Source organism: Enterobacter cloacae complex sp. ECL72, from assembly GCF_019056635.1.
Taxonomy (GTDB): Bacteria; Pseudomonadota; Gammaproteobacteria; order Enterobacterales; family Enterobacteriaceae; genus Enterobacter; species Enterobacter hormaechei_C.
This window is the reverse complement of record NZ_CP077659.1, coordinates 1,780,400-1,803,595: the sequence shown is the minus strand read 5'-3', so window position 1 is coordinate 1,803,595 and position 23,196 is coordinate 1,780,400. Positions and strand designations below refer to the sequence as shown.

21 protein-coding genes and 1 pseudogene are annotated in these 23,196 nt (G+C 57.1%); 6 read left to right on the top strand and 16 right to left on the bottom strand.

All coding sequences use genetic code 11. From position 1 onward, the window contains the following. Nucleotides 1-6 precede the first annotated feature (6 nt). From urtD to KTH07_RS08645, 6 genes are all read right to left on the bottom strand, one after another. Nucleotides 7-804, bottom strand: a complete 798-nt coding sequence (urtD, locus tag KTH07_RS08670; protein WP_032619681.1) for an urea ABC transporter ATP-binding protein UrtD — start codon at nucleotides 802-804, stop codon at nucleotides 7-9. Then, on the bottom strand, nucleotides 804-1,877 hold the full coding sequence (gene urtC / locus KTH07_RS08665; RefSeq protein ID WP_015570542.1) for an urea ABC transporter permease subunit UrtC: 1,074 nt from the start codon (nucleotides 1,875-1,877) through the stop codon (nucleotides 804-806). The genes urtD and urtC overlap by 1 nt, the downstream gene beginning before the upstream one ends. Next, nucleotides 1,877-3,451, bottom strand: a complete 1,575-nt coding sequence (gene urtB / locus KTH07_RS08660; protein ID WP_032619684.1) for an urea ABC transporter permease subunit UrtB — start codon at nucleotides 3,449-3,451, stop codon at nucleotides 1,877-1,879. Before urtB ends, urtC begins: the two co-directional genes overlap by 1 nt. A 22-nt stretch (nucleotides 3,452-3,473) precedes the next feature. Then, a complete protein-coding gene (gene urtA, locus KTH07_RS08655) occupies nucleotides 3,474-4,745 on the bottom strand; it encodes an urea ABC transporter substrate-binding protein (protein ID WP_015570544.1) in 1,272 nt (423 codons plus the stop codon). Nucleotides 4,746-4,945: 200 nt separating this feature from the next. Next, nucleotides 4,946-6,049, bottom strand: coding sequence for a cobalamin-independent methionine synthase II family protein (locus tag KTH07_RS08650; protein ID WP_015570545.1), 1,104 nt, complete (start codon nucleotides 6,047-6,049; stop codon nucleotides 4,946-4,948). A 156-nt stretch (nucleotides 6,050-6,205) separates the two neighbouring features. Continuing rightward, on the bottom strand, nucleotides 6,206-6,616 hold the full coding sequence (locus KTH07_RS08645) for a rhodanese-like domain-containing protein (RefSeq protein ID WP_015570546.1): 411 nt from the start codon (nucleotides 6,614-6,616) through the stop codon (nucleotides 6,206-6,208). Between the two features lie 73 nt (nucleotides 6,617-6,689). Here KTH07_RS08645 and ftrA point away from each other — a divergent pair, with 73 nt between their 5' ends. Next, nucleotides 6,690-7,688, top strand: coding sequence for a transcriptional regulator FtrA (gene ftrA / locus KTH07_RS08640; protein ID WP_023303721.1), 999 nt, complete (start codon nucleotides 6,690-6,692; stop codon nucleotides 7,686-7,688). A gap of 148 nt (nucleotides 7,689-7,836) precedes the next feature. Here ftrA and KTH07_RS08635 read toward each other — a convergent pair whose 3' ends face one another. Further along, nucleotides 7,837-8,199, bottom strand: a complete 363-nt coding sequence (locus tag KTH07_RS08635; RefSeq protein WP_015570547.1) for a hypothetical protein — start codon at nucleotides 8,197-8,199, stop codon at nucleotides 7,837-7,839. Nucleotides 8,200-8,442: 243 nt separating this feature from the next. On the opposite strand from KTH07_RS08635, the gene KTH07_RS08630 reads away from it, so the two are divergent. Then, entirely contained in the window at nucleotides 8,443-8,676 is a 234-nt protein-coding gene (locus KTH07_RS08630; RefSeq protein ID WP_015570548.1) for a DUF2554 family protein, read from the top strand. Here KTH07_RS08630 and KTH07_RS08625 read toward each other — a convergent pair. Both KTH07_RS08625 and KTH07_RS08620 read right to left on the bottom strand, forming a co-directional pair. After that, nucleotides 8,673-10,637, bottom strand: coding sequence for a U32 family peptidase (locus KTH07_RS08625; RefSeq protein WP_015570549.1), 1,965 nt, complete (start codon nucleotides 10,635-10,637; stop codon nucleotides 8,673-8,675). The genes KTH07_RS08630 and KTH07_RS08625 overlap by 4 nt on opposite strands. A gap of 80 nt (nucleotides 10,638-10,717) precedes the next feature. Then, a complete protein-coding gene (locus tag KTH07_RS08620) occupies nucleotides 10,718-11,245 on the bottom strand; it encodes an XRE family transcriptional regulator (protein ID WP_217310920.1) in 528 nt (175 codons plus the stop codon). Between the two features lie 92 nt (nucleotides 11,246-11,337). Here KTH07_RS08620 and KTH07_RS08615 point away from each other — a divergent pair, with 92 nt between their 5' ends. Further along, a complete protein-coding gene (locus KTH07_RS08615; RefSeq protein ID WP_023303720.1) occupies nucleotides 11,338-12,504 on the top strand; it encodes a benzoate/H(+) symporter BenE family transporter in 1,167 nt (388 codons plus the stop codon). Here KTH07_RS08615 and KTH07_RS08610 read toward each other — a convergent pair. Further along, nucleotides 12,484-13,357 (bottom strand): annotated as a pseudogene (locus KTH07_RS08610) (helix-turn-helix domain-containing protein). The gene KTH07_RS08615 and the pseudogene KTH07_RS08610 overlap by 21 nt on opposite strands. 176 nt (nucleotides 13,358-13,533) lie before the next feature. Here KTH07_RS08610 and KTH07_RS08605 point away from each other — a divergent pair. After that, nucleotides 13,534-14,430 (top strand): DMT family transporter, encoded by an 897-nt coding sequence (locus tag KTH07_RS08605; RefSeq protein WP_032619689.1) that lies wholly within the window; start codon nucleotides 13,534-13,536, stop codon nucleotides 14,428-14,430. Nucleotides 14,431-14,464: 34 nt separating this feature from the next. Here KTH07_RS08605 and KTH07_RS08600 read toward each other — a convergent pair whose 3' ends face one another. Together KTH07_RS08600 and KTH07_RS08595 are read right to left on the bottom strand one after the other, a co-directional pair. Next, complete coding sequence (locus KTH07_RS08600; RefSeq protein ID WP_003857221.1) at nucleotides 14,465-15,139, bottom strand: DUF3313 domain-containing protein; 675 nt, start codon at nucleotides 15,137-15,139, stop codon at nucleotides 14,465-14,467. 134 nt (nucleotides 15,140-15,273) lie between these two features. After that, nucleotides 15,274-16,869 carry an ABC transporter substrate-binding protein gene (locus KTH07_RS08595; protein ID WP_032619690.1) on the bottom strand — a complete coding sequence of 532 codons (1,596 nt, stop codon included), beginning with the start codon at nucleotides 16,867-16,869 and terminating at the stop codon, nucleotides 15,274-15,276. Nucleotides 16,870-16,980: 111 nt separating this feature from the next. Between KTH07_RS08595 and pepT the strand changes: the two genes are divergently transcribed. Further along, nucleotides 16,981-18,210, top strand: coding sequence for a peptidase T (gene pepT, locus KTH07_RS08590; protein WP_045331862.1), 1,230 nt, complete (start codon nucleotides 16,981-16,983; stop codon nucleotides 18,208-18,210). Here the strand turns inward: pepT and tehB are convergent. Both tehB and tehA read right to left on the bottom strand, forming a co-directional pair. Further along, nucleotides 18,207-18,800, bottom strand: a complete 594-nt coding sequence (gene tehB, locus KTH07_RS08585) for a tellurite resistance methyltransferase TehB (RefSeq protein ID WP_032619692.1) — start codon at nucleotides 18,798-18,800, stop codon at nucleotides 18,207-18,209. The genes pepT and tehB overlap by 4 nt on opposite strands. Beyond that, nucleotides 18,800-19,795, bottom strand: a complete 996-nt coding sequence (gene tehA, locus KTH07_RS08580; protein ID WP_217310917.1) for a dicarboxylate transporter/tellurite-resistance protein TehA — start codon at nucleotides 19,793-19,795, stop codon at nucleotides 18,800-18,802. Before tehA ends, tehB begins: the two co-directional genes overlap by 1 nt. A gap of 121 nt (nucleotides 19,796-19,916) precedes the next feature. On the opposite strand from tehA, the gene ydcK reads away from it, so the two are divergent. After that, nucleotides 19,917-20,897: a YdcK family protein gene (gene ydcK, locus KTH07_RS08575; RefSeq protein WP_032619694.1), complete on the top strand. Its 981-nt coding sequence runs from the start codon at nucleotides 19,917-19,919 to the stop codon at nucleotides 20,895-20,897. Here ydcK and rimL read toward each other — a convergent pair. Further along, a complete protein-coding gene (gene rimL / locus KTH07_RS08570; protein WP_017384000.1) occupies nucleotides 20,892-21,431 on the bottom strand; it encodes a 50S ribosomal protein L7/L12-serine acetyltransferase in 540 nt (179 codons plus the stop codon). The two genes, ydcK and rimL, sit on opposite strands and share 6 nt — an antisense overlap. Nucleotides 21,432-21,526: 95 nt before the next feature. Next, the gene (locus KTH07_RS08565; protein ID WP_032619695.1) at nucleotides 21,527-23,182 is read right to left on the bottom strand and encodes a glucan biosynthesis protein D; all 1,656 of its coding nucleotides are present in this window, start codon (nucleotides 23,180-23,182) and stop codon (nucleotides 21,527-21,529) included. Between the last annotated feature and the right edge of the window lie 14 nt (nucleotides 23,183-23,196).

Here is a 23,196-nt window from a genome sequence, read left to right as displayed (position 1 = left end):
CTCTCCTTAACGTCCCAGATAGACGTCAATTACCTGTTCATTGGCCTGTACCTCGCGAAGCGAACCTTCCGCCAGTACCCGCCCCTGATGCAGCACCGTGACGTGGTCGGCGATGGTCTCGACGAAACCCATATCGTGCTCAACCACCATCAGCGAATGCTTGCCTGCCAGGGTTCGGAATAGCTCGGCAGTGTATTCCGTCTCTGCGTCGGTCATACCGGCAGCGGGTTCGTCCAGCAGTAACAGATGCGGGTCCTGCACCAGCAGCATGCCGATCTCCAGAAACTGCTTCTGTCCGTGGGAAAGCAGCCCGGCACGGCGATCGCGCTCGCTGCCAAGCCGCAGCAAAACCAGCATCTCATCAATGCGGTCGCGCTGCTCGCCGCTGAGCGTGGCCCGCAGGCTCGCCCAGACGGACCTGTCGGCTTTCATGGCGATTTCGAGGTTTTCCCCTACGGTCAGCGCTTCAAACACGGTCGGCTTCTGGAACTTACGGCCAACGCCCTGACGGGCGATGGCCGCCGGTTCCAGGGCAGTCAGATCGATGGACTGATCGTAAATAGCTTTCCCGCTTTTTGGCCGGGTTTTGCCGGTAATCACGTCCATCAGCGTGGTTTTACCGGCGCCATTAGGGCCAATGATGCAGCGCAATTCTCCGACGCCGATGTTCAGCGAGAGATCGGTCAACGCCTGAAAACCGTCGAAACTGACGTTAATGGCCTCGAGCTGCAACACCGGATCGGTCTGTTCGCGGTAACGGTCGCCCGGTAGCTGGCGGGTAAAGAGTCCTTCAGAGGGCTGCATTAATTCTCTCCCTTACGAAACAGACCGAACACGCCGCGCGGTAAAAACAGCGTCACGGCGATGAAAATCAGCCCCAGAAACAGCTGCCAGTACTCCGGCATCGCCACGGTGAAAAAGCTCTTCGCACCGTTGACCAGCGCCGCGCCAATCACCGGGCCCACCAGAGTGCCGCGTCCACCCAGCGCTACCCAGATGGCCGCTTCAATCGAGTTGGTCGGCGACATTTCACCCGGGTTGATAATGCCCACCTGCGGAACGTACAGCGCTCCCGCCAGGCCACACAGCACGGCGGAAAGCGTCCAGACCAGCAGCTTGAAACCGCGCGGATCGTAGCCGCAGAACGTGAGACGGTTTTCCGCATCGCGCACCGCCGTTAAAATGCGGCCAAATTTACTCTTCGCCAGCGCGTAGCCTGTGCCCAGGGCCAGAAGCAGCAGCACGACCGTTGCGAGAAACAGCGCGATCCGCGTGGTGGTCGCCGTGACGGAAAACCCGAGCAGCGTGGTAAAACCGGTAAAGCCGTTATTGCCGCCAAAGCCGGTTTCGTTGCGAAAGAACAGCAGCATGCCCGCGTAGGTCAGCGCCTGGGTCATGATGGAGAAATAGACCCCTTTGATCTTCGAGCGAAAAGCAAACCAGCCGAAGACCAGCGCCAGCAGGCCGGGGATCGTCACAATTAACACCAGAGCCCAGGCAAAATGCTGCGTTCCCCACCAGAACCAGGGCAGCTCGCTCCACGAGAGAAACGACATAAACGCGGGCAGCCCGTCCCCGGCCGCCTGGCGCATCAGGTACATGCCCATCGCATAGCCGCCCAGGGCGAAGAATATGCCGTGCCCCAGTGAGAGCATACCGGCATAGCCCCAGACCAGATCGAGGGCCACGGCGACAACTGCGTAGCAGAGGATCTTGCCGATGAGCGTCAACATCCACGTAGAAACGGCCAGCGGATGCGTTGCGGGCAACAGCGCGAGAAAAGGCAGCACCAGCAGCGCCGCAACCAGCAGACTGCCGAAGATTTGCGTGGAGCGCGGTGCCCTGCGCGCCAGTGTTAAGGTCAATGGCTGGCTCATCAGTCTGTCACCCTCCCTTTAAGTGCGAATAACCCCTGCGGACGTTTCTGAATAAACAGAATGATCGCCACCAGAATCAGGATTTTGCCCAGCACGGCGCCCATCTGCGGTTCAAGAATTTTATTGAAGATCCCCAGACCAAAGGCCGCCGCGACGCTACCGGCCAGCTGGCCGACGCCGCCGAGCACCACCACCAGGAACGAATCAATGATGTATCCCTGGCCCAGCTCCGGTCCCACGTTCCCCAGTTGGGACAATGCCACGCCGCCCAGCCCGGCAATGCCGGACCCGAGGCCAAACGCCAGCATATCTACCCGTCCGGTGGGGACGCCGCAGCAGGCCGCCATGCTGCGGTTTTGCGTCACCGCCCGCACGTTCAGCCCCAGACGCGTTTTATTCAGAATGAGCCAGGTGAAGAACAGCACCATCAGCACAAACCCGAGCACCACAATGCGGTTCCACGGTAGCGTCAGGTTGGCGAAAACCTGCACCCCGCCGGACAGCCAGGCCGGGTTTGCGACCTCAAGGTTCTGGGCGCCAAAGGTCATGCGCACCAGCTGGATAAGCATCAGGCTGATCCCCCAGGTAGCGAGCAGGGTTTCCAGCGGGCGGCCATACAGATGGCGGATCACCGTGCGCTCCAGCACCATCCCGATACCTGCCGTCAGGCAAAACGCCACCGGCAGCGCCACCACCGGATAAAGCGCCAGCCACTGAGGCATCCACTGCGCCATCACCTGCTGCACCATCCAGGTGGCATACGCCCCGAGCATCAGCATTTCGCCGTGGGCCATGTTAATCACCCCCAGCAGACCATAGGTGATAGCCAGCCCGAGCGCGGCCAGCAAGAGTACCGACCCCAACGACAGGCCCATGAAGGCCTGCCCCAGCAGTTCGCCCCACATCAGCCGGTGCTGAATACGGTCCAGGCTCTCAGCGGCGGCGGCACGTACCCGTGCGTCCGGCTCGGTTTGCGCCCGGGTGAACGGCGTCAGCGTGGCCTGAACGTCCGGATCGTCAGACTGTCCCAACAGTTCAACCGCGTTGAGGCGCGTTTCCGCCTGCGGACTCGCCAGCTGAAGATTTGCCAGCGCCAGCCTCAGCGACTGTCGGGTGACGTCATCCGTTTCGCGGTTAGCCCGCTGTTGCAGAAACCCGAGCATATCCGGCTGGACGTCACGCTGAAGTTGCCGCGCGGCATGACGCCTTTCGGTGACACTGTCACTGACAAGCTGATGCGTCGCCAGCGCCGTGACGGTTAACACGCGCAGCCGGTTGGTCAGCCGCACGGCTTTGGTCGTTCCTTCGGCGCTCTTTGCCGCGCCCAGGGCAACCATTTCGCCGTCGATGCGGGTAAAAGCCTTCTTCTGGCTGTCGGTGTAGAGGTTCTCCTGTTGCAGCGCTTTAAGCAGCGGCAAACGTGCAGGTTCCGGCGTGGCTGCCCAGCGGGTCAGCATGGCGGTCTGCTGGCTGCGGCTAGCGGCAACGAAATCATCGGCATCCGATGCCTGCACCATCCCTGGCAGCAGTCCGGTAAGCCACACAATCGCAATAATTATGCGCATGGCGTTCATGACGTCTCTCCCTGGTGGTGGCTTAGTTGCTGGCGGTTTTCATCGGCTGGTCAGGTTTTTTGTCATTCCCGGCGATAAACGGGCTCCACGGCTGAGCGCGTACCGGCTGTTCGGTTTGCCAGACGACGTTGAACTGGCCGTTGCCTTCGATTTCACCAATCATGACGGGCTTATGCAGGTGGTGGTTGGTGGCATCCATGGTCAGCGTAAAGCCGGATGGCGCGTTGAACGACTGGCCCGCCATTGCCGCGCGCACTTTGTCCACGTCGGTTGTCCCCGCTTTTTCAACCGCCTGCGCCCACATATGCAGGCCGACATAGGTCGCTTCCATCGGATCGTTGGTGACGACGGTATCGGCATTCGGCAGCTTATGGGCTTTCGCGTAGGCTTTGTAGGCCGCGACAAAAGTCTGGTTGGTCGGGTTATCGACGGATTCAAAGTAGTTCCACGCCGCCAGGTTACCCACCAGCGGTTTGGTATCAATGCCGCGCAGTTCTTCCTCGCCCACCGAGAACGCCACCACCGGCACGTCCGTGGCTTTCAGCCCCTGGTTCGCCAGCTCTTTATAGAAAGGCACGTTGGAATCACCGTTGATGGTGGAGACCACCGCCGTTTTACCCCCCGCAGAGAATTTCTTGATACTGGCGACGATGGTCTGGTAATCGCTATGACCAAACGGGGTGTAGACCTCTTCAATATCTTTATCTTCCACGCCTTTCGAGTGCAGGAAGGCGCGCAGGATCTTGTTCGTGGTACGCGGGTAAACGTAGTCCGTTCCCAGCAGGAAGAAGCGTTTCGCGCTGCCGCCGTCCTCGCTCATCAGGTACTCCACCGCCGGGATCGCCTGCTGGTTAGGCGCCGCACCGGTATAAAAGACGTTTGGTGACATCTCTTCACCCTCGTACTGCACCGGATAGAACAGCAAACCGTTCAGCTCTTCAAAAACGGGCAGAACTGATTTACGCGATACGGAGGTCCAGCAGCCAAACACTACGGCGACCTTATCCTGGCTCAGAAGCTGGCGGGCCTTTTCGGCAAACAGCGGCCAGTTGGAGGCCGGGTCAACCACCACCGGCTCCAGCTTTTTCCCGAGCACGCCGCCTTTGGCGTTAATTTCATCGATGGTCATCAGGGCGACATCTTTCAGGGGCGTTTCTGAAATGGCCATCGTGCCGGAGAGTGAGTGCATGATCCCGACTTTAATAGTCTCTGCGGCCTGGACGCCAAAACTGACGCCCATGGCGACCACGGAGGCGGACAAGGCGAACGCTTTTATAAAGGTACGACGGTGCATATTTTCACTCCTGAAAAAGAAAGCTGTGCGAAGACGTCCGTTACCGCCCGGACGCAGAAAAAGTAACGTCAGTTTCAGGAGAGCAAAAAGGGTGCCAGGTTGCAGAGGCAGGATTTAAACGGGTTCGAAGAGAGGATCTACGGGAAACGACTCAGAATGGTACAGCGCTGCACTGTAATAATGCAGCGCTGTGAACGATGTTACCAGACGTCGCTGGCGATTTGCGTCACCAGGCGAACTTTATCCCACTGCTGGGCTTCGCTCAGGCTGTTACCCTCTTCCGTGGAGGCAAATCCGCACTGTGGGCTGAGGCAAATCTGCTCTTTCGCCACGTAGCGCGCGGCCTCTTCCAGACGCGCTTTCACCCCTTCCGGGTTCTCCAGTTCACCGTGCTTGGTGGTGATTAGCCCCAGAACCACCTGCTGTTTACCCGGGCGCACAAAACGCAGTGGCGCAAAGTCGCCGCTACGGTCGTTGTCGTACTCCAGGAAGAACGCGTCGACGTTCACCGTACCGAACAGCACCTCCGCCACCGGCTCATAGCCGCCTTCGGAAATCCAGGTTGAGCGGAAGTTGCCGCGGCAGACGTGTAGCCCGATGGTCAGATCGTCCGGTTTGCCCTCCAGCGCCTTATTCAGCACCCGGGCATAGGTTCGGGCAAGTTCGTCTGCATCATCACCGCGCTCGCGGATCTGCCGGCGCTGGTCTTCTGAACAAAGGTAGGCCCAGACGGTATCATCCAGTTGCAGATAGCGGCAGCCTGCATCGTAAAAGGCCCGAATGGCATCGCGCCAGGTGGTCGCCAGATCGTCAAAGTAATCTTTCAGATCCGGGTATACCGTGGCATCAATATCCTTGCGGCCACCGCGGAAGTGCAGCACGCTCGGGCTCGGAATGGTCATCTTCGGCTGTGCGTTACCGCTGATGCTTTTGAGGTAGCGGAAATCTTCCAGCATAGGATGATCGCCGAAGCCCAGTTTGCCCGTTACGCGCACGCCATGGGCTTTGGTCTGCACCCCGTTGAACTGAATGCCCTGCTGCGAATCATAACGCTCTACGCCCTGTAGCCCGTCAAAGAAGTCAAAGTGCCACCAGGCGCGGCGGAATTCACCGTCCGTTACCACATGCAGACCGCAGGCGCACTGCTGCTCGACAACATGGCGAATGGCCTCGTCCTCAACCGCGCGAAGCTGACCGGCATCGATCTCACCGCTGGCAAATTGCAGACGGGCCTGTTTAACAGAATCCGGGCGTAAAAAACTGCCGACTACATCGGCGCGGTACGGGGCATGGTGTCGCTGCATGGAAATCTCCTCTGTCTGTCGGCGTTAATTGCCCACAGTGATAATTCATCTCTTGAATATTTAGACCTCTGGATGTCTAAACGTCCTGAAAAGATGTCATACCGGCTCTCCGCCGACAAACGAGAAAATTTCATCTGTGTTGAAATAAATTCATGTTCACAGGGCGGGTGATGAAGATCCTGCAAACGCGAACCGCTCATCTTCCCAGCCGGTCATGCCTCCGAGCATAACCTTGACCGGCAGACCCAGACGCGCCAGCTTCAGCGCCGCCCTGTCCGCCCCGTTGCAGTGCGGGCCTGCACAATAGACGACAAACAGCGTGCCCTCTGGCCACGCTTTCATCCGCTCGGCGGTGATCTGGCTCCAGGGTAAATGCAGCGCGCCGGGCAGATGCCGCCGGGCAAAATGTTCAGGTTTTCCGACAACGTGCAGCAGAACAAAGTCCTGCTCACCGCTGGATACCGCGTGATGGACATCGGCGCAGTCCGTCTCGACGCTCAGACGACGCAGAAAATGCCCCACGGCTTCCTGCGGCTCAGCAGCCGGAAATTCAGTAACATAGCTCATGAATCTTCCTCATTTGTGGTGTTTGTGTTAACACTACTCTATCCCTTACTTCAGCCCATGAATGCGTCCGCCTATGCCAGAAAACAGCAAAAAGATGACAAACTTAAGACATCCCTCGCCGCGCGCGGTCGTGCTGGCATATGACGGTTTATGTACCTTTGAGTTTGGCGTGGCGGTAGAGATCTTTGGCTTGCCGCGCCCGGAGATGGGCGAGGACTGGTATCAGTTCGCCGTGGCGAGCGTGGATGACGGCGAGCTCCGGGCAACGGGCGGGATCCGTATTCTGGCCGATGGCGATCTGGGTCTGCTGGAAACGGCGGATCTGGTTGTCGTACCCGGCTGGCGAGGGCTGGACGAACCCGTACCCGACGCGCTCTGTCAGGCGCTCCGTGCGGCGCATGCCCGGGGTTGTCAGCTACTCTCAATCTGCTCTGGCGTTTTCGTTCTGGCAGCCTCAGGCCTGCTTGACGGGCGGAAGGCAACCACCCACTGGCGCTACACGCAAGCTCTGAAAGCACGCTATCCCGCTATCACCGTGGTTGAGGATGTGCTGTACCAGGACGAAGGCGATATTCTCACTTCCGCAGGCAGCGCCGCGGGGATTGATCTGTGCCTGCACGTGGTGCGCCGGAATTACGGTATTGAAGCGGCAAACTGCGTGGCGTGTCGGCTGGTGATCCCGCCCCATCGGGACGGCTCGCAAACCCAGCAGCTTAGCCGACCGGTGGCTCAGTTGCGGGAGAGCCAGCGCCTGGGCCAGCTGTTTGATTATCTTCACCAGCATCTGGCCGTTTCCCATACCGTCGAATCGCTGGCCCTGCGGGTGGGTATGAGTCAGCGCACTTTTCTGCGCCGTTTCCAGGACGCAACCGGAACAACGCCCGCGCGCTGGTTATTAACTGCGCGATTGCAGCGGGCAAAAGATTATCTCGAAAACAGTCGACTCAGCATCGACAATATTGCGGAACAAACCGGATTTGGACAAAGCGCCACGCTGCGCCACCATTTCCGGCAGCAATTTGCGCTTTCGCCCGCGCAATATCGCAAACAATTTTTACAGCCGGTACGATAAACGGGCAAAAAAAAACCGCCATAATCTGGCGGTAAATGCTTGCATGGATAGATTTGTATTTTGGTATCTACGCTCCGGTATTCCATACCGGGATGTGGATCACCTGCAATCTACCACTGTGAGCCTCAACGAAGCATAAACGAATCGATTAACCCGCTTTGGTATTAATTTGCAGATAACGCATCAGCCCCTGCTCTGCACTCTGGCGGGCATCATCATTAATCGCTTCGAGATAAAACGCACGAGAGACCCCATACGGCGCCTGCTCGGATGGGTAAACGGCGAATTGGAAGGTTTTGCCCCTCGCCTTATTGGTACAGCCCAGCTCCCAGCGATCTTCACTTACCTGGGTGCTATTACATTCGACACGTCCGTAATCGCTGGTTAAATACGATCCGACACGGCTTTTTGCTGACTGAATATATTCTGGTTCTTCATTTGAATAGATGCTGGCCGCAGCACCCACCGCAACCACTACGCCCAGAAGTGATAGCACGATTATTTTTTTCATTTATTCGATCCAATCCTTAGCCAGAAAAATCTTATTGTAAATGATTTCCCAATAAATCTAGCTTCTCTTTGCATACCAGAAATGGGAGTTTACAACGGCGATATTGCTTTTAAGAATAGTCTTAAGTGAGTTTTATTGCGACCACAATTTTTGACAGTCTATTTTCTCAAATTTAAACAGTCGAATAATTACTCTATGAAATTATCCCTACGATGACCGTAGCGTATTTTCAGGGGATAAAGGATGTTCAGAAAAGAATTTTCGCTACTGCTGGTGATTAGCGCCCTGTTCTCAGGGCAGATTATGGCGGAGCACAAAGGGCATGAATTTGTGTATGTGAAAAACGCCGACCATCAGCTTCGTCATGAAGCTGACAGCGACGAGTTACGCAGCGCGGCTGAGGAGTCTGCGGAGGGGTTGCGCGAGCACCATGCCTGGCAGAAATCGCGCAAACCGGATACCCACTCTGCGGGTTAGCTGCCTTTACGCTTCGGCAGGGTCTTCATCAAATCGTCAGGGCTGACGGAGGCCACAATGCTTCCCGGAGGCGGCATTTTGAAGATGTGATTCTTCATCTTGCCGATAACGTGCATTTCACACGGACGGCAGTCAAACTTCAGCGTCAGCACTTCATCGCCATTCACCAGCTGCATCGGCGTCGCTTTCCAGCTTTTAATATTGCCTTTCGCCTGTTTCGGACAAAGGTTAAAGGCAAACCGCAGGCAGTGTTTGGTGATCATCACCGGCACATCGCCCTTCTCTTCATGCGCTTCATACGCGGCGTCAATCAGCTGCACGCCGTGACGATGGTAAAACGCACGCGCTTTGTGGTTGTAAACGTTCGCGAGGAACGAGAGATGCGTGTCCGGGTAGACCGGCGCAGGCACCGTTTCGGCCTTACGGCTGCCGCGCGGATAGTTTGCCAGCCGTGCTTCATCCAGCATCTCTGCCGTTTCACGGCGGAACTGGTTCAGCAGGCTGTTCGGCACGAACAGCGCGTCCGGCAGATTCACCTCAATATTGCGCGCGTAATAAATGGTCTGCCCCAGCTTCGCCACGCCATCCTTGAGGTTGCTAAGCGCTTTCTCCGCATTGTTCGCCACCTCGAACAGGCCGTCGAGCGTATGCGTCACGCTGATACCGTCTTCGCAGGTCATGGTCAGGATCAGCTGCTCTTCCCAGCCCCCCAGCGCGATATCCACCGCAATGCGGCGCTCGCTGGAGGTCTTGAGTAAGGCCTGCTGCCAGTTGTGATCCAGGTTACGGTTAAGCGCTGCATTAGGACGGGCTTTGTAGAGATCGGCAGGCATTTCGTTCGGCCAGACGCGATAGCGATTTTCGCCGGTTTTCTCCACCGTATTGGCGCGGAAACCCACTACTTCACGTTTGATCATCACGTTGAGACCATCGCCGTTCGCCAGCGGCTCTGTAACCTGAACGTCAAGATGATCTTTCGCCACTTTCAGCACTTCACCCACCGGTAAACCGATAAACTTCGGTGAATCGAACGCGCCAATATCCCCTTTACGGGCATTCACGAAATAGTCCGTGCTGCCGCGGTGGAAGGTCTTGTCCGTCGACGGAATAAAGAAATGCTCTGTACGACCGGCGGACGCGCGCGCCAGGTCACCGCGATCGTCGATGATGGCATCCAGCATCTGACGATAATGGGCGGTGATATTTTTCACGTAGCTCATGTCCTTGTAGCGCCCTTCAATTTTGAAGGAGCGTACACCGGCATCGATCAGCGCGCCGAGGTTGGCCGTCTGATCGTTATCTTTCATCGACAGCAGGTGTTTTTCGAATGCCACCACGCGGCCCTGATCGTCTTTCAGGGTATAAGGCAGACGGCAGGCCTGAGAGCAGTCGCCCCGGTTAGCGCTGCGCCCCGTCTGGGCGTGAGAGATATTACACTGCCCGGAATACGCCACACACAGCGCACCGTGGATAAAGAATTCAATGGTCGCGTCGGTCGCCTGGTGGATATCGCGGATCTGGTTCAGGTTCAGCTCGCGCGCCAGAACAATCTGCGTAAACCCGACGTCCGAAAGAAACTTCGCCTTCTCAACGGTGCGGATATCGCACTGGGTGCTGGCATGCAGCTCAATCGGCGGGATATCCAGTTCCAGAACGCCCATATCCTGAACGATCAGGGCGTCAACGCCGGTCTGGTAGAGATCGGTAATAAGACGCTGCGCGGGCTCAAGCTCATCATCATGAAGAATGGTGTTCAGGGTCACGAACACCTTCGCCCCGAAACGGTGGGCGAACGGGACCAGCTCGGCAATGTCGCGCAGGCTGTTGCTGGCGTTATGACGGGCACCGAAGCCAGGGCCGCCAATGTAGACGGCATCTGCTCCGTGAAGAATGGCTTCACGGGCAATGGCGGCGTCGCGGGCCGGGCTTAGCAGTTCAAGATGATGGGAGTGCAGGCGCATACTTCGTCGTTATCCGTTATGGTCAAAATGGCGGCTATTGTAGTCAGAAGTCTGTGCCAGTGAAACCGTTTTGCGACGCTTTAGCGGGGATAATGGATCAGAGAGTGAAAATGCACCGTCCGGGCGCTGCTGTTGCGGTACGCGTGCGGTTTATCGCCGGCAAAACGCACGCCGGAATCAGCGTATAGCGTGCGCCAGACACCGTCAATCTGCATGTCCAGCTCACCGCTTATCACCACCACGTGCTCGATCACCCCGGCTTCGTGCGGCGTGGACTCACTCAGCGCGCCGGGCGACAGGGTGATGGAGAAATGGTCGAACTTAAGCTGTTCATCCAAGGGGAAAAGCGGTTTCACCACCATCGCCTGCTGCTGCGGATCGAACACCGCCTGCGGTTCGCTTTCTGGAGTGATAAACGCCGAAAAAGGTACGTTCAGCCCGGTGGCGATTTTCCACAAAGTAGAGACCGTCGGGCTGGACTCATTGCGTTCGATTTGCCCAAGCATCGCTTTCGACACGCCCGTCTCTTCCGCCAGTTTCGACAGGCTCCAGCCCCGCGCCTGACGCAGCGCTTTCAGTGTGGTTGCCAGGTGTTGAGTGATATCCATAGTTCCTCCCGTTGCGGCAAAGCATACCACTTGTACGCTATAGCGCACAGTGATACCTTATCCTGGACGTTATAACGCACAACGGAGTATCCATGCGATCGACTGCCTCTCTCTTTCCTGCCGTGCTGGCCGGTTTTGTTGCCGTTCTGGTGGGCTATGCCAGCTCTGCCGCCATTATCTGGCAGGCGGCTGCTGCGGCTGGCGCCAGTACACAGCAAATTGCCGGATGGATGACCGCGCTGGGGCTCGGGATGGGGATCAGCACGCTGGCATTGTCGTGGTGGTATAAAGCCCCCGTGCTGACCGCCTGGTCGACTCCCGGCGCGGCGCTGCTCGCCACCAGCCTGCAAGGCGTGACGCTGGCGGAAACCATCGGGGTATTTATATTCGCGAATGCGCTGATTCTGCTGTGCGGCGTCACCGGCCTGTTTGCCCGGTTGATGAAACTAATCCCGCACTCGCTTGCCGCCGCTATGCTGACGGGCGTGCTGTTACAGTTTGGCCTGAAGGCATTCAGCAATCTTGAGGGACACATTTTTCTTTGCGGCAGTATGCTGGCCGCCTGGCTGGTGACCAAAGCCGTAGCGCCCCGGTACGCCATTGTCGCCACGCTGCTGGTGGGCGTGTTCGTGGCATGGGCCGGAGGTGACGTTGTCACGAACAGGATGACGTTATCAGTCATCATGCCGGAATTCATTGCCCCTGCGTTCACCTTCACCAGCCTGCTCAGTATCGGCTTACCCTTCTTCCTGGTGACCATGGCGTCGCAGAATGCGCCCGGCTTCGCCACCATGCAGGCATCGGGCTATCCGCTGGCGGTCTCACCGCTGATCGTTGCCACCGGCGGGCTGGCGCTGCTGTTATCCCCCTTCGGCGTTTATTCTATATGCATCGCCGCCATCACTGCCGCCATCTGCCAGAGCCCGGACGCCCATCCGGATGCCAGTAAACGCTGGCTGGCCGCGGCGGCGGCAGGCGGGTTTTATCTGCTGGCGGGGGTGTTCGGCGGGTCGATTTCCGGGCTGATGGCCGCCCTGCCGCTGAGCGGCATCCAGACGCTGGCCGGGCTGGCCCTGCTCGGCACTATCAGCGGGAGTTTGTATCAGGCACTGAACCATGAAGCAGAACGCGACGCGGCGATCGTTACCTTCCTGATGACCGCCAGCGGCGTCACGCTCCTGGGAATTGGCTCCGCCTTCTGGGGGCTGGTGCTGGGAGGGATCTGTTACGCCGTCTTCTCACGCCTTCGCCGCGCGTAGCTGTGACGGCGTAATGCCGGTCATGCTGCGAAAACGGTTACTGAAATGGCTGGCGGAGTTAAATCCACAGGCCAGCGCGATGTCGGTGAGCGGCGTGGTCGTGTGCTGTACCAGCGCTTTGGCCTTCTCCATGCGGCGCTGCATAACGTACTGATGTGGCGCCAGCCCCATCGACTGGCGGAACATCCGCGCAAAGTGATACTCACTGAGTGCGGCCTGGCCCGCCAGTTCCGCCAGGGTTAAGGGTTGTGCAAGGTTTTCCTCGATAAAGGCCAGCACGTTGCGCAGTACAAACGGTGATAACCCGCCGGTCACTACCGGCAGCTTCCACTGTACGCTGGAATAGTGCTGGACCAAATGCGTCAGCAATAAGGTCGACGCGGTGCTCAGGGTGAGCTGATTGGCGTTTTGCTGCCAGTCGCAGCCGAGCAAAAACTGGCGATAAAGGGCGGTGATTTTCGGATCGCTGCCGAAGATTTTTTTCCTCCAGCGTCAGCGATAGCGGTCGTTTATCCCAGATTTTCTCCCCCACGTCCCGCAGGTGTTCATCGGTGCAGTAGAGGTGCACAAACGACAGGTCGTCACGAATATCCCACGTGGATTCGCTCTCTTCCGGCATCAGACAAAAACGGTCCGGCCCGCCGCCATTTTTCCAGCCACCCGGCGTTTTTTGATAGCTTTCATAGCCATCCGCCACGTACAGGCTAAGGGTGTGATGGTTGCTTTTCACCGTGATCGTGTCGTGCTTGTTGTACCACGCCGCCAGTTGAATGCCAGTATTGAGCGCGACGGTTTCCCGCAGCACTGCATTTTGTTGGCGTAACGTTTCAAAGGTGTCGTAAACGAGAGACATGGCCGTAAACAGGTGATTAATCAGACTGTCAGTCTAAGAAGTGTTGCAGCCTGTTACCAGCCATTGTGCGAGAAAAAAGCGCAAGAATTTGCAAGTCCGGCGCAAGGCGATGAAAGCCGGCCCCCCCCCTTCTTTCGCCACACTGTCGTTTTTCGCGGTATGAGAAGAGAGACACCATGAACGCATTACTCTATGGGCTGGTCGTTGTTATCTGGGGCACGACCTGGATCGCCATTTTTTTACAACAGGGGCCGGTTGCAGCGCCGGTCTCCATTTTCTGGCGCTTCGCCGTGGCCAGCGCCACGATGATGATCGTCCTGGTCGCCCTTCGCCGTCTGCGCAGGCTGGCGCTGCGGGATCATCTCTACTGCATGCTTCAGGGCTGCTGCGTTTTCTGTTTCAACTTCTGGTGCTTTTACACCGCCGCCGCCCATATCAATACCGGCCTTGAGTCGGTGATTTTCTCGATGGCCGTGCTGTATAACGCCATCAACAGCTTTATCTTCTTAGGCCAGCGCCCACCCGCACGCTTCTGGACGGCGGCAGCGCTGGGGCTTATCGGGATCATTACCCTTTTCTGGAACGATCTGCTCGCCAGCGGCTGGAGCGCGTCGTTGCTTACGGGCATCGGGCTTTCCGCCCTCGGCACCTACGGCTTCTCGCTGGGGAATATGATCAGCATGCGTCATCAGCGAAACGGGCTGGAAACTATGACCACCAACGCCTGGGCGATGCTGTACGGCACCGTCGTGATGGGCCTTATCGCGCTCTTCAGGGGCGATAGCTTTATGCCGGAATGGACGGTGAGCTATATGGGGGCGCTGCTCTATCTTGCGCTGTTTGGCTCGGTGATTGCCTTCGGCGCCTACTTTACGCTGGTAGGCCGCATTGGTCCCGGTAAAGCCGCGTACAGCACCCTGCTGTTCCCGCTGGTGGCGCTCTCGATTTCAACGGTGTACGAGGGTTACGTGTGGCATCTCAACGGGATCGTCGGCCTGCTGTTGATACTGGGCGGGAATATGGTGATGTTTACGAAGCCAGAAACCTGGTTCCGCCGCCTGCGGACGGCATAAAAAAACGGCCTGCGAAAATGCAGGCCATTTTTTATTAATTTGCTGTCTGATGAACATCAAACATGGTGGCATCCGTCGCCATATCATCCACAACCTGCTTCAGGGTGCCGAAGCCCATTGGCGTATTCTCGTTCGCCAGCTCTTTCCCTTCACCCTTACGAACAACCTTAATCACTGGTTTGTTCGTGGCCGCATCGATTAACTCACCTTCGAAGAACAGATGCGTATCCATGGTACGATGGCCCGTTGCCATCTGCGTACCCGCAACCAGCAGCGCCACAGGCACCACTTCATAGAACTGCAAACCTTCTTTGTCTGAGCTCACACCCGTGATGGCGCCGCGGAAGATCAGGCTATGTTTGCCCGGCGTCGTCACAATCGGCTTACGCTGGCCAATCGCGGTTTTCAGTTTGGTATTGGTATAATTCAACAGCTCATCAAGCGTTTTTTGCCCAAGCTGAGTGGTCGGTTTTGGCGTCGGATAATAGGTTATCGGCGTCCAGATAATGCTGTCGTAATTCGCCTCATTATAGGACGGGTCAACCCAACGCAGGGTTGGCTTCCCGGTTGCAGATTTCATCTCCTGCAAGCCGGAGTAATCTTTTAAAAAGCCTGAATATTGATCGGGGGCTGCGACTTTTGACGCACAGCCGGAAAGGGCCAACAGACCAGAAAGCACTGCAACTTTAAAAAAAGTGTGAGTACGCATGATGGTATTCCATGTTATCTGCAAGTATGCACTTGAAGTTATAACAAAAAACCGGGCGATGTGTTGTGGCAAAAAATGACGAAGACAGCACAAATAGCGAAAAAACTGCCCGAACGAAACCGGGCAGTGAAAAATTACTCCTTAAGGTCCACTTGCCAGAACAGGTGCTTGCCGAAGGGATCGATTTCATAGCCCGTGACCTCTTTACGGACTGGCTCAAAAATCGTCGAGTGGGCAATCATTACCGCCGGCATTTGATCGTGCATCATCTGCTGCGCCTGCTTGTACAGCGCCACGCGTTTTTCGCGATCGGTTATCGATTTAGCTTCGGCAATCAGGTTATCAAACGACTTATAGCACCATTTGGCCGAGTTCGACCCGCCGTTGGCGGACGTACAGGTAAACAGCGGGCCGAAGAAGTTATCCGGATCGCCCGTCGCCGTTGTCCAGCCCATCAGTGCGGCCTGATGCTCCCCGCCCTTCACGCGCTTCAGGTATTCGCCCCATTCGTAGGTCACGATTTTGGTCTGCACGCCCACTTTCGCCCAGTCCGCCTGGATCATCTCCGCCATACGCTTCGCGTTCGGGTTATACGGCCGCTGCACAGGCATGGCCCACAGATCGATGTTTACGCCGTTGGCAAATCCCGCCTCCTTTAGCAGCGCTTTCGCTTTTTCTGGATCGTAATCGTAGTCTTTCAGCTCGCTGTCGGCACTCCAGACGCTAGGCGGCAGCAGGTTTTTCGCCGCCGTGCCGGTGCCGTGGAACACCGCCTCAATGATGGCGGGTTTGTTAATCGCCATCGCCAGCGCCTGGCGCACTTTTACGTTATCCAGCGGTGGCTTTTGCGTGTTAAACGCCAGGAAACCGGTATTCAGACCGGCCTTGCTCATCAGGTTGATGTCTTTGTTAGCCTTCATACGCGGCAGGTCCGCCGGGTTCGGGAACGGCATCACCTGGCACTCATTCTTCTCGACTTTGGCAAAACGCACCGAGGCGTCCGGCGTGATGGTGAACACCAGACGATCCAGCTTCGATTTTCCCTGCCAGTAGTCAGGGAAAGCGGTGAAGAGGATGCGGGAATCCTTCTGATATTGCGCCAGCTTAAACGGCCCGGTGCCAATCGGCTGCATATCGACCTTTTCTGGCGTGCCCGCTTTCAGCATGGCATCGGCATACTCCGCCGACAGAATGGAGGCAAAGTACCACGCCAGATCAGCGACAAACGGCGCTTCCGGATGCGCCAGGGTGAAGCGCACGGTGCGATCGTCAACTTTATCAATGGCGGTAATCAGGCTGCCGAACTCCAGACTTTCGAAGTTGGAATAACTGCCGTTGGAGACGTTATGGTAGGGATGATTCACATCTTTCTGGCGCATAAACGAGAAAATCACGTCGTCCGCGTTGAAGTCGCGCGTCGGCGTGAACAGCTTATTACTGTGGAATTTCACCCCTTTGCGCAGTTGGAATGTGTAGACCTTGCCATCGTCGCTTACCTCCCAGCTTTCCGCCAGGCTCGGCACCAGTTCGGTAGTGCCCGGTTTGAAATCGACCAGACGGTTATAAACCGGTACGGCGCTGGCGTCCACGCTGGTCCCCGACGTATAGAGCTGAGGATTGAAATTTTCCGGCGATCCTTCGGAGCAATACACCAGCGTTTTTGCCGCGACGGTGGAACTGACCGTCAGCGCAGCAAGCGCCAGCGTTATCATTGTGAATGTGCTTTTCATCATTTATTCCTGTCTTTTTAATTCGACGGCTAATTACTTCTTTTGCCATTTCATAAATAACATTAAAGTGATGGCGCAAACACATGAAAAATAAATACAGAAGGAAACACTATGGGCTCAGAACTCTCCAGACAATTAACCCAACGCTTTTTCCGCTATCTCGCCATCACCAGCCAGAGCGACCCGAAAGTCAAAACCCTGCCCTCCACCCCGGGCCAGCACGACATGGCGCGGGAGCTGGCGAAGGAGCTGGAAACGCTGGGGTTAGACGATATTGTGATAGATGAGTTCGCCACCGTTACCGCCGTGAAAAAAGGCAATGTTCCCGGCGCGCCGCGGATTGGTTTTATTACCCATATCGACACCGTCGACGTCGGTTTATCCCCGGATATTCATCCACAAATATTAACGTTTACGGGGGATGATCTCTGCCTGAATAAAGAGAAAGATATTTGGTTGCGCGTAAAAGAGCACCCGGAAATTCTGGCTTATCCTGATGAGGAGATTATTTTCAGCGACGGAACCAGCGTATTAGGCGCAGATAATAAAGCGGCCGTCACCGTGGTCATGACGGTGCTGGAAAACCTCACCGCTGAACATAAGCATGGCGATATTGTGGTGGCGTTTGTACCCGATGAAGAGATTGGCCTGTGCGGCGCGAAAGCGCTGGATTTAAAGCGCTTCGACGTCGATTTTGCCTGGACCATCGACTGCTGCGAGCTGGGGGAGATTGTTTACGAGAACTTTAACGCGGCGGCGGCTGAAATTCGCTTTACCGGCGTCACGGCTCACCCGATGTCCGCCAAAGGGGTGCTGGTCAATCCGCTGCTGATGGCAACGGATTTCATCAGCCATTTCGATCGCCGGCAAACCCCGGAATGCACCGAGGGGCGCGAAGGTTATATCTGGTTTAACGGCATCCAGGCCGGGCAGAACGAAGCGATACTGAAAGCCAATATTCGTGATTTTGACAAAGATGGTTTCGCCGCCCGCAAGCAGCACATTGCCGATGTGGCGGCGCAAATAGCCGCGCAGCATCCCACGGCAAACGTGGAATACCGCATTGAGGATACCTACAGCAATATCAGCAATGCGATTGGCGAAGACCGCCGCGCGATCGACCTGATGTTCGAGGCGATGGAATCGCTCGGCATCACCCCAAAACCGATCCCCATGCGCGGTGGCACGGACGGAGCGGCCCTGTCAGCCAAAGGCCTGCTCACCCCGAACTTCTTCACCGGCGCCCATAACTTCCACTCGAAGTTTGAGTTTTTACCGCTGTCGTCGTTCGAGGCCTCCTGTCGCACTGCCCTGCAACTCTGTCTGCTGGCGGCGCGTTAAGCGGGCTTGCGTGCGAGCATGGTGGCGAAGCGCAGCTTGATACGGTTCCCGTTGGCATCGGTACGGTGGAGTTCCCCTACCTCTTCGTTGTACTTGATCAGCTCCCAGCTTTCGTAGTAGTTGCTCAGTTCACCGGTTTTGAAGGCAAACGGGAAGCCGACTGTGCACGGATAATCCTCCGTATCCATGGCAGCAACGATCAGGTTATAGCCGCCTGGTCTGGTGCAACGCTGCATATTGGCGATAAGACCAGGGATGGTATTCGCTTCGAGGAACATCAACACGACGGTGGAAAGAATAAAGTCGTATTCGCCGTCAAAGGTCAGGTTGTTCAGATCCTTAATCGCCGTTTCCAGATTCGCGATCCCTTCCGCCGCCTTAATGCGCTCGATGTTATCGATGCTCATCGGGTTTTTATCCCACGCCGTCACCTCATAGCCGTTGGCCGCGAGGTAGAGGCTGTTGCGGCCATTTCCGCAACCCAGATCGAGCGTTTTACCGGGCTTAACAATGTCCGCGCTGAGCAGCACCTCTGAGTGCGTGCGGGTCAGCCCATATTTCTCAGTAAAGTAGTTTTCATCGACAGTCATTATTTTTCCTCAGATTGCATAAGCAGTGCCTTATCAGCGCGCACCAGAAGTTTGCCCTGCATCAGCAAGATAAAAGTACGGACCAGCAGCATCGCGATGATGACGTTGGTGAAAATAAACAGGGGAACCGCGAGGGCATGAAAGAACCCTGACGGACTGCTCTGCCCCAGATGTAAACCGGTGGTCGCCAGCGCCGACACCCCGAACGAGAAGCTCCAGAACGACGCGTTGAACGGCTGCGACAGATACCACGGCATCAGACGCAGCATAAACAGGAGTTGCAACAGGCCATAGCCGAAAAGCATTTTGGCGAAGGTGTCCGGTTCGCCGCCGTTGACGCTAAACCAGGCGCTACAGGCCACCAGGGCAGGCGCAAGCTGGATACCGAGCGAGGTACGAAGGGCAGCGGGCAGTTCGCCCGCGCTGCGCAGGCGTTGCAAAATGACCGGCTCCAGGCTCAGCCAGGAAAAGACCCCGGCACCAAGGAACACCAGCCCCGCGTCGTGGAAGCCTAGCGCACCGCAGGCCATCGCGCTGATAAAATTGTTCGCTACCGTCGGCAGATACAGTCCCGGCGTCGTGGCTTCTTCCGGATGCTTGCCGCGCCACAGCCCGGCGCTTTGCCAGGCGGCATACGCAAGCTGGATCACCACGCCCACGCTAAACAACCCCAGCGCCAGCGGGCGATACCACGGCACAAAGCCGATGGCCACCAGCAGCGTTGTGGCAGGAAACAGGCTGACAAAACTGCTCATTACCGGATGCCGCATCTCGGCCAGCACGCTATGTGGAAACCGTACCGCACGGGTAAGAAACGCCACGCTCAGAAGGAACCAGATCGCCACCGCCAGCGCCACCAGGATCTCGCCCGGCCAGCGCGTCACCGGCCAGATGGTGCCGGCGTAACGCCAGGCGAACCCCATGCCTATGGTCCCGAGGACCATACCGAAATACCCGGCGGGCAAGTTAAGAACGCGTTGGTTTTGGTTATGCATTTTTTTTAAAATTTAAAATGTATTTTAAATGCCATTTTAAGGGGTTTCCTGAGCGGACGCCAGCACTTCGAAAAACCAAAACTTTGCTACGTTTATTGAAAGGCTTTTCAGGGATAACACGATGACAAAATATCGGCTTAGCAATGAAACGCGTCTCTGGCGCTGGCAGGACGGCTCAACGCCGTGCACAACGCCTCTCAGACAAATTATTGCCGTGAAGGATTTTAACGATGTGACCAGCGGGACTAAAGGCGGTTGGGTTGAGGATGAACACGCGCTCGCCCAGGATGGGGATTGCTGGGTTTACGATGAAAACAGCGTGGTGTTTGCCGGGGCCAGGATATCCGGTAACGCTCGCCTCACCCAACCCTGCATCGTAAGCCACCGCGCACACGTTGGCGGCAACGGCTGGCTTGACGCGGCAGAGGTGAGTCACGGGGCGGTAATAAGTGACAACGTCACCATTCAGCACTCCACCGTACGCGGGGAATGCCGTATCGCGGGTGACGCGCGGGTGCTGCATAACAGCCTGGTGATTGCAGCCAAAGGGCTGACACCCGACCGTGAGCAGATCCTGCAAATCTATGACAGAGCCACGGTCAGCCAGTCGCGTATTGTGCATCAGGCGCAAATCTACGGCGATGCCATGGTGACCTGGGCCTTTGTTGAGCACCGCGCCGAGGTGTTCGATCGCGCCATTATTGAGGGCAACGCGCTGAATAACGTCTGGGTGTGCGACTGCGCCAAAGTGTACGGCAACGCCCGTCTGCTGGCCGGTCTGGAGGATGATGCCATCCCGACCGTGCGGTACAGTTCACAGGTCGCGGAAAACGCCCTCGTCGAAGGCAACTGCGTCATTAAACACCACGTATTAATAGGCGGCGAGGCGTGGTTACGCGGCGGGCCGATCCTGATTGATGACAAAGTGGTCATTCAGGGGCGGGCGCGTATCAGCGGCGATGTCCTGATTGAGCATCAGGTGGAAATAACGGACGATGCGGTTATCGAGGCGCTGGAGGGTGAAAGCATTCACGTCCGGGGAGCCAAAGTGATCAACGGCGACACGCGGATCACCCGGACGCCGCTGCTGGGGGCGCTATAGCGGGAAGATTCTGGCGTACAGGTTCACGTCATCGTAGCGACCGTTGAGCATTTCCGCTTCCCGCAAACAACCTTCCAGCGTGAAACCGTTGCGCTGCGCCACCCGGTTACTGCTCTGGTTATCCACGCGACACTTGATCACAAAACGGCGGATCTCGCCGCGCTCAACGTAATAGCGCATAAACGCCTGGAGCGCCTGAGAAAGAATACCCTGCCCCTGATGCGCTTCGTCAAGCCAGTAGCCGATATACCCGGCCTTATTCGCAGGCTCGATCGCGTTGAAGGAGAGCACGCCTATCAGCTCGTCATTCATAAAAATCAGGAACATTTTGGCGTAACCGCGCTGGTGCAACATCTGGTTGCTCTGCACGTTGCGGCGCGTGTCCTCTTCGCTGCCGACATGCTGCGCCCAGTCAAAGGCGGTTTGCAGCCAGGTTTTGTTTTTGATTACGAGGTTATGCAGATCGGTGGTATAGCGCTCTTCGACGGCGCGAAGCTCGATTTCCTGGTTAACGGGGATGATTTCTGAAGACATGGTGCCTCTTAATTGCCGGGTGGCGCTAACGCTTACCCGGCCTACAAATGCGTCCAGAGCAGGCCGGGTCGCCACCCGGCACAAACCCATTAGGACTAGCGCATGATCCGGTCGTCAACGTAGTTACGTTTGTCCGGCGCGGGCGGGAAGTACTGATACAGCCAGGTCTCGCTGATGGCATCGCCCTGACAGCGCAGGAACAGGCGCATATCCACCGGCTCGGTGGAGTCAGAGGTTGGATACCAGTCAAACAGAATGCGATACCCGTCGAACGGTTCGACATAGAGTATCTCCACCTGCTTCGCTTCACCGCTGGACAGGGTGATCACCGGCTCAATGCCCTTCGGTGCGGCGGCCTTCAGATCGCCCCCGACGAAGTCAATGGCAAAGCGACGGGCCCACACTTTCGGGTAATTTTCACCCGGCGCCCAGCCCTCCGGGAAGCCGCCCATACCGGTACGGGTGGCGTAGACGTTTGCCAGCGGGGAACGCACCGGCGGCTGCGCGCTCCAGTAGAGACGGTATTTGAAGTCCAGCTCATCACCCGCCTGCACCGGTTTCTCTGGCTGCCAGAAGCAGACCACGTTATCGAGCGTCTCGCCGGTTGTCGGGATCTCCATCAGGGCAATGGAACCTTTCCCCCAGTTGTTGCGCGGCTCGACCCACAGGCTTGGTCGCTTGTTATACCAGCCCATGACGTCCTGGTAATGAGAGAAGTCACGGTCAAGCTGCAACAAACCAAAGCCTTTCGGGTTTTTATCCAGGTAGGCGTTAAATTGCAGCTTTTGCGGGTTGTTCAGCGGCCGGCAGATCCACTCCCCGTTACCGCGCCACATCGCCAGGCGGTCTGAATCGTGGATCTGCGGATGAATGGTGTCGCACATGCGGCGTTCGTTGTTGCCGCAGCTAAACATGCTGGTCATTGGCGCGATGCCGAGCTGCTTGATGTCTTTACGCGCATAGAGATGGTTTTCGACGTCCATGATCACCTGGCTCTTCTCACAGTGGATCACAAACTTATAGGCACCGGTAATGCTCGGGCTGTCCAGCAGCGCATAGACGGTAAAGGTGGTATCACCTGGCTTCACGGTTTCAAACCAGAAGGAGGTGAAATCCGGGAACTCTTCCGGGGTATCGGTAAAGGTATCCACCGCCAGACCGCGCGCGGAGAGGCCGTACTGGTAGGTATCATCCACCGCCCGGAAGTAGCTTGCGCCCAGGAACGAAACGATATCGCGTCGCGCCAGCTCCGGCGCTTTAAAGACGCGGAATCCGGCGAAGCCGAGGTCGCTCTGCCCTTCAAGCTGGCGGGTATCCACGCCCGTATCGCCGTAGCTGAACAGCTCAGGCCGGAAGTGGATCTCACGCGCCTGAGAGGTGGTTTGATCCAGCGAGAACATGCGCACGCGGCGGCGGAATCCCATCCCCATATGGAAGAACTGGGCGTCCAGCTGACGGCCTTCAATGTTATTCCACAGCGACTGCTTCTCATCGTAACGGATGGCGTTGTACGCCTGCGGCGTCATGGTGGCCAGCGTTTCCGGCAGTGGACGCGGCGCACCGCCCCACGGGGTTTTCGCCAGATCGTGCGCCATGGATTGCAGAACAGAGAAGTCAAAGCGACGGCTCTGACCGTCGGCAATGTCGGAGTCAGCAGCATATGCCGCCTGGGAAAACAGAGAAGCAAGGCCAGAAGTGCCGCTCAGGGCAGCCATTGCCAGGGAACCTTTGAGAAAACGTCTGCGATTCATGCCTGAGAAAACGT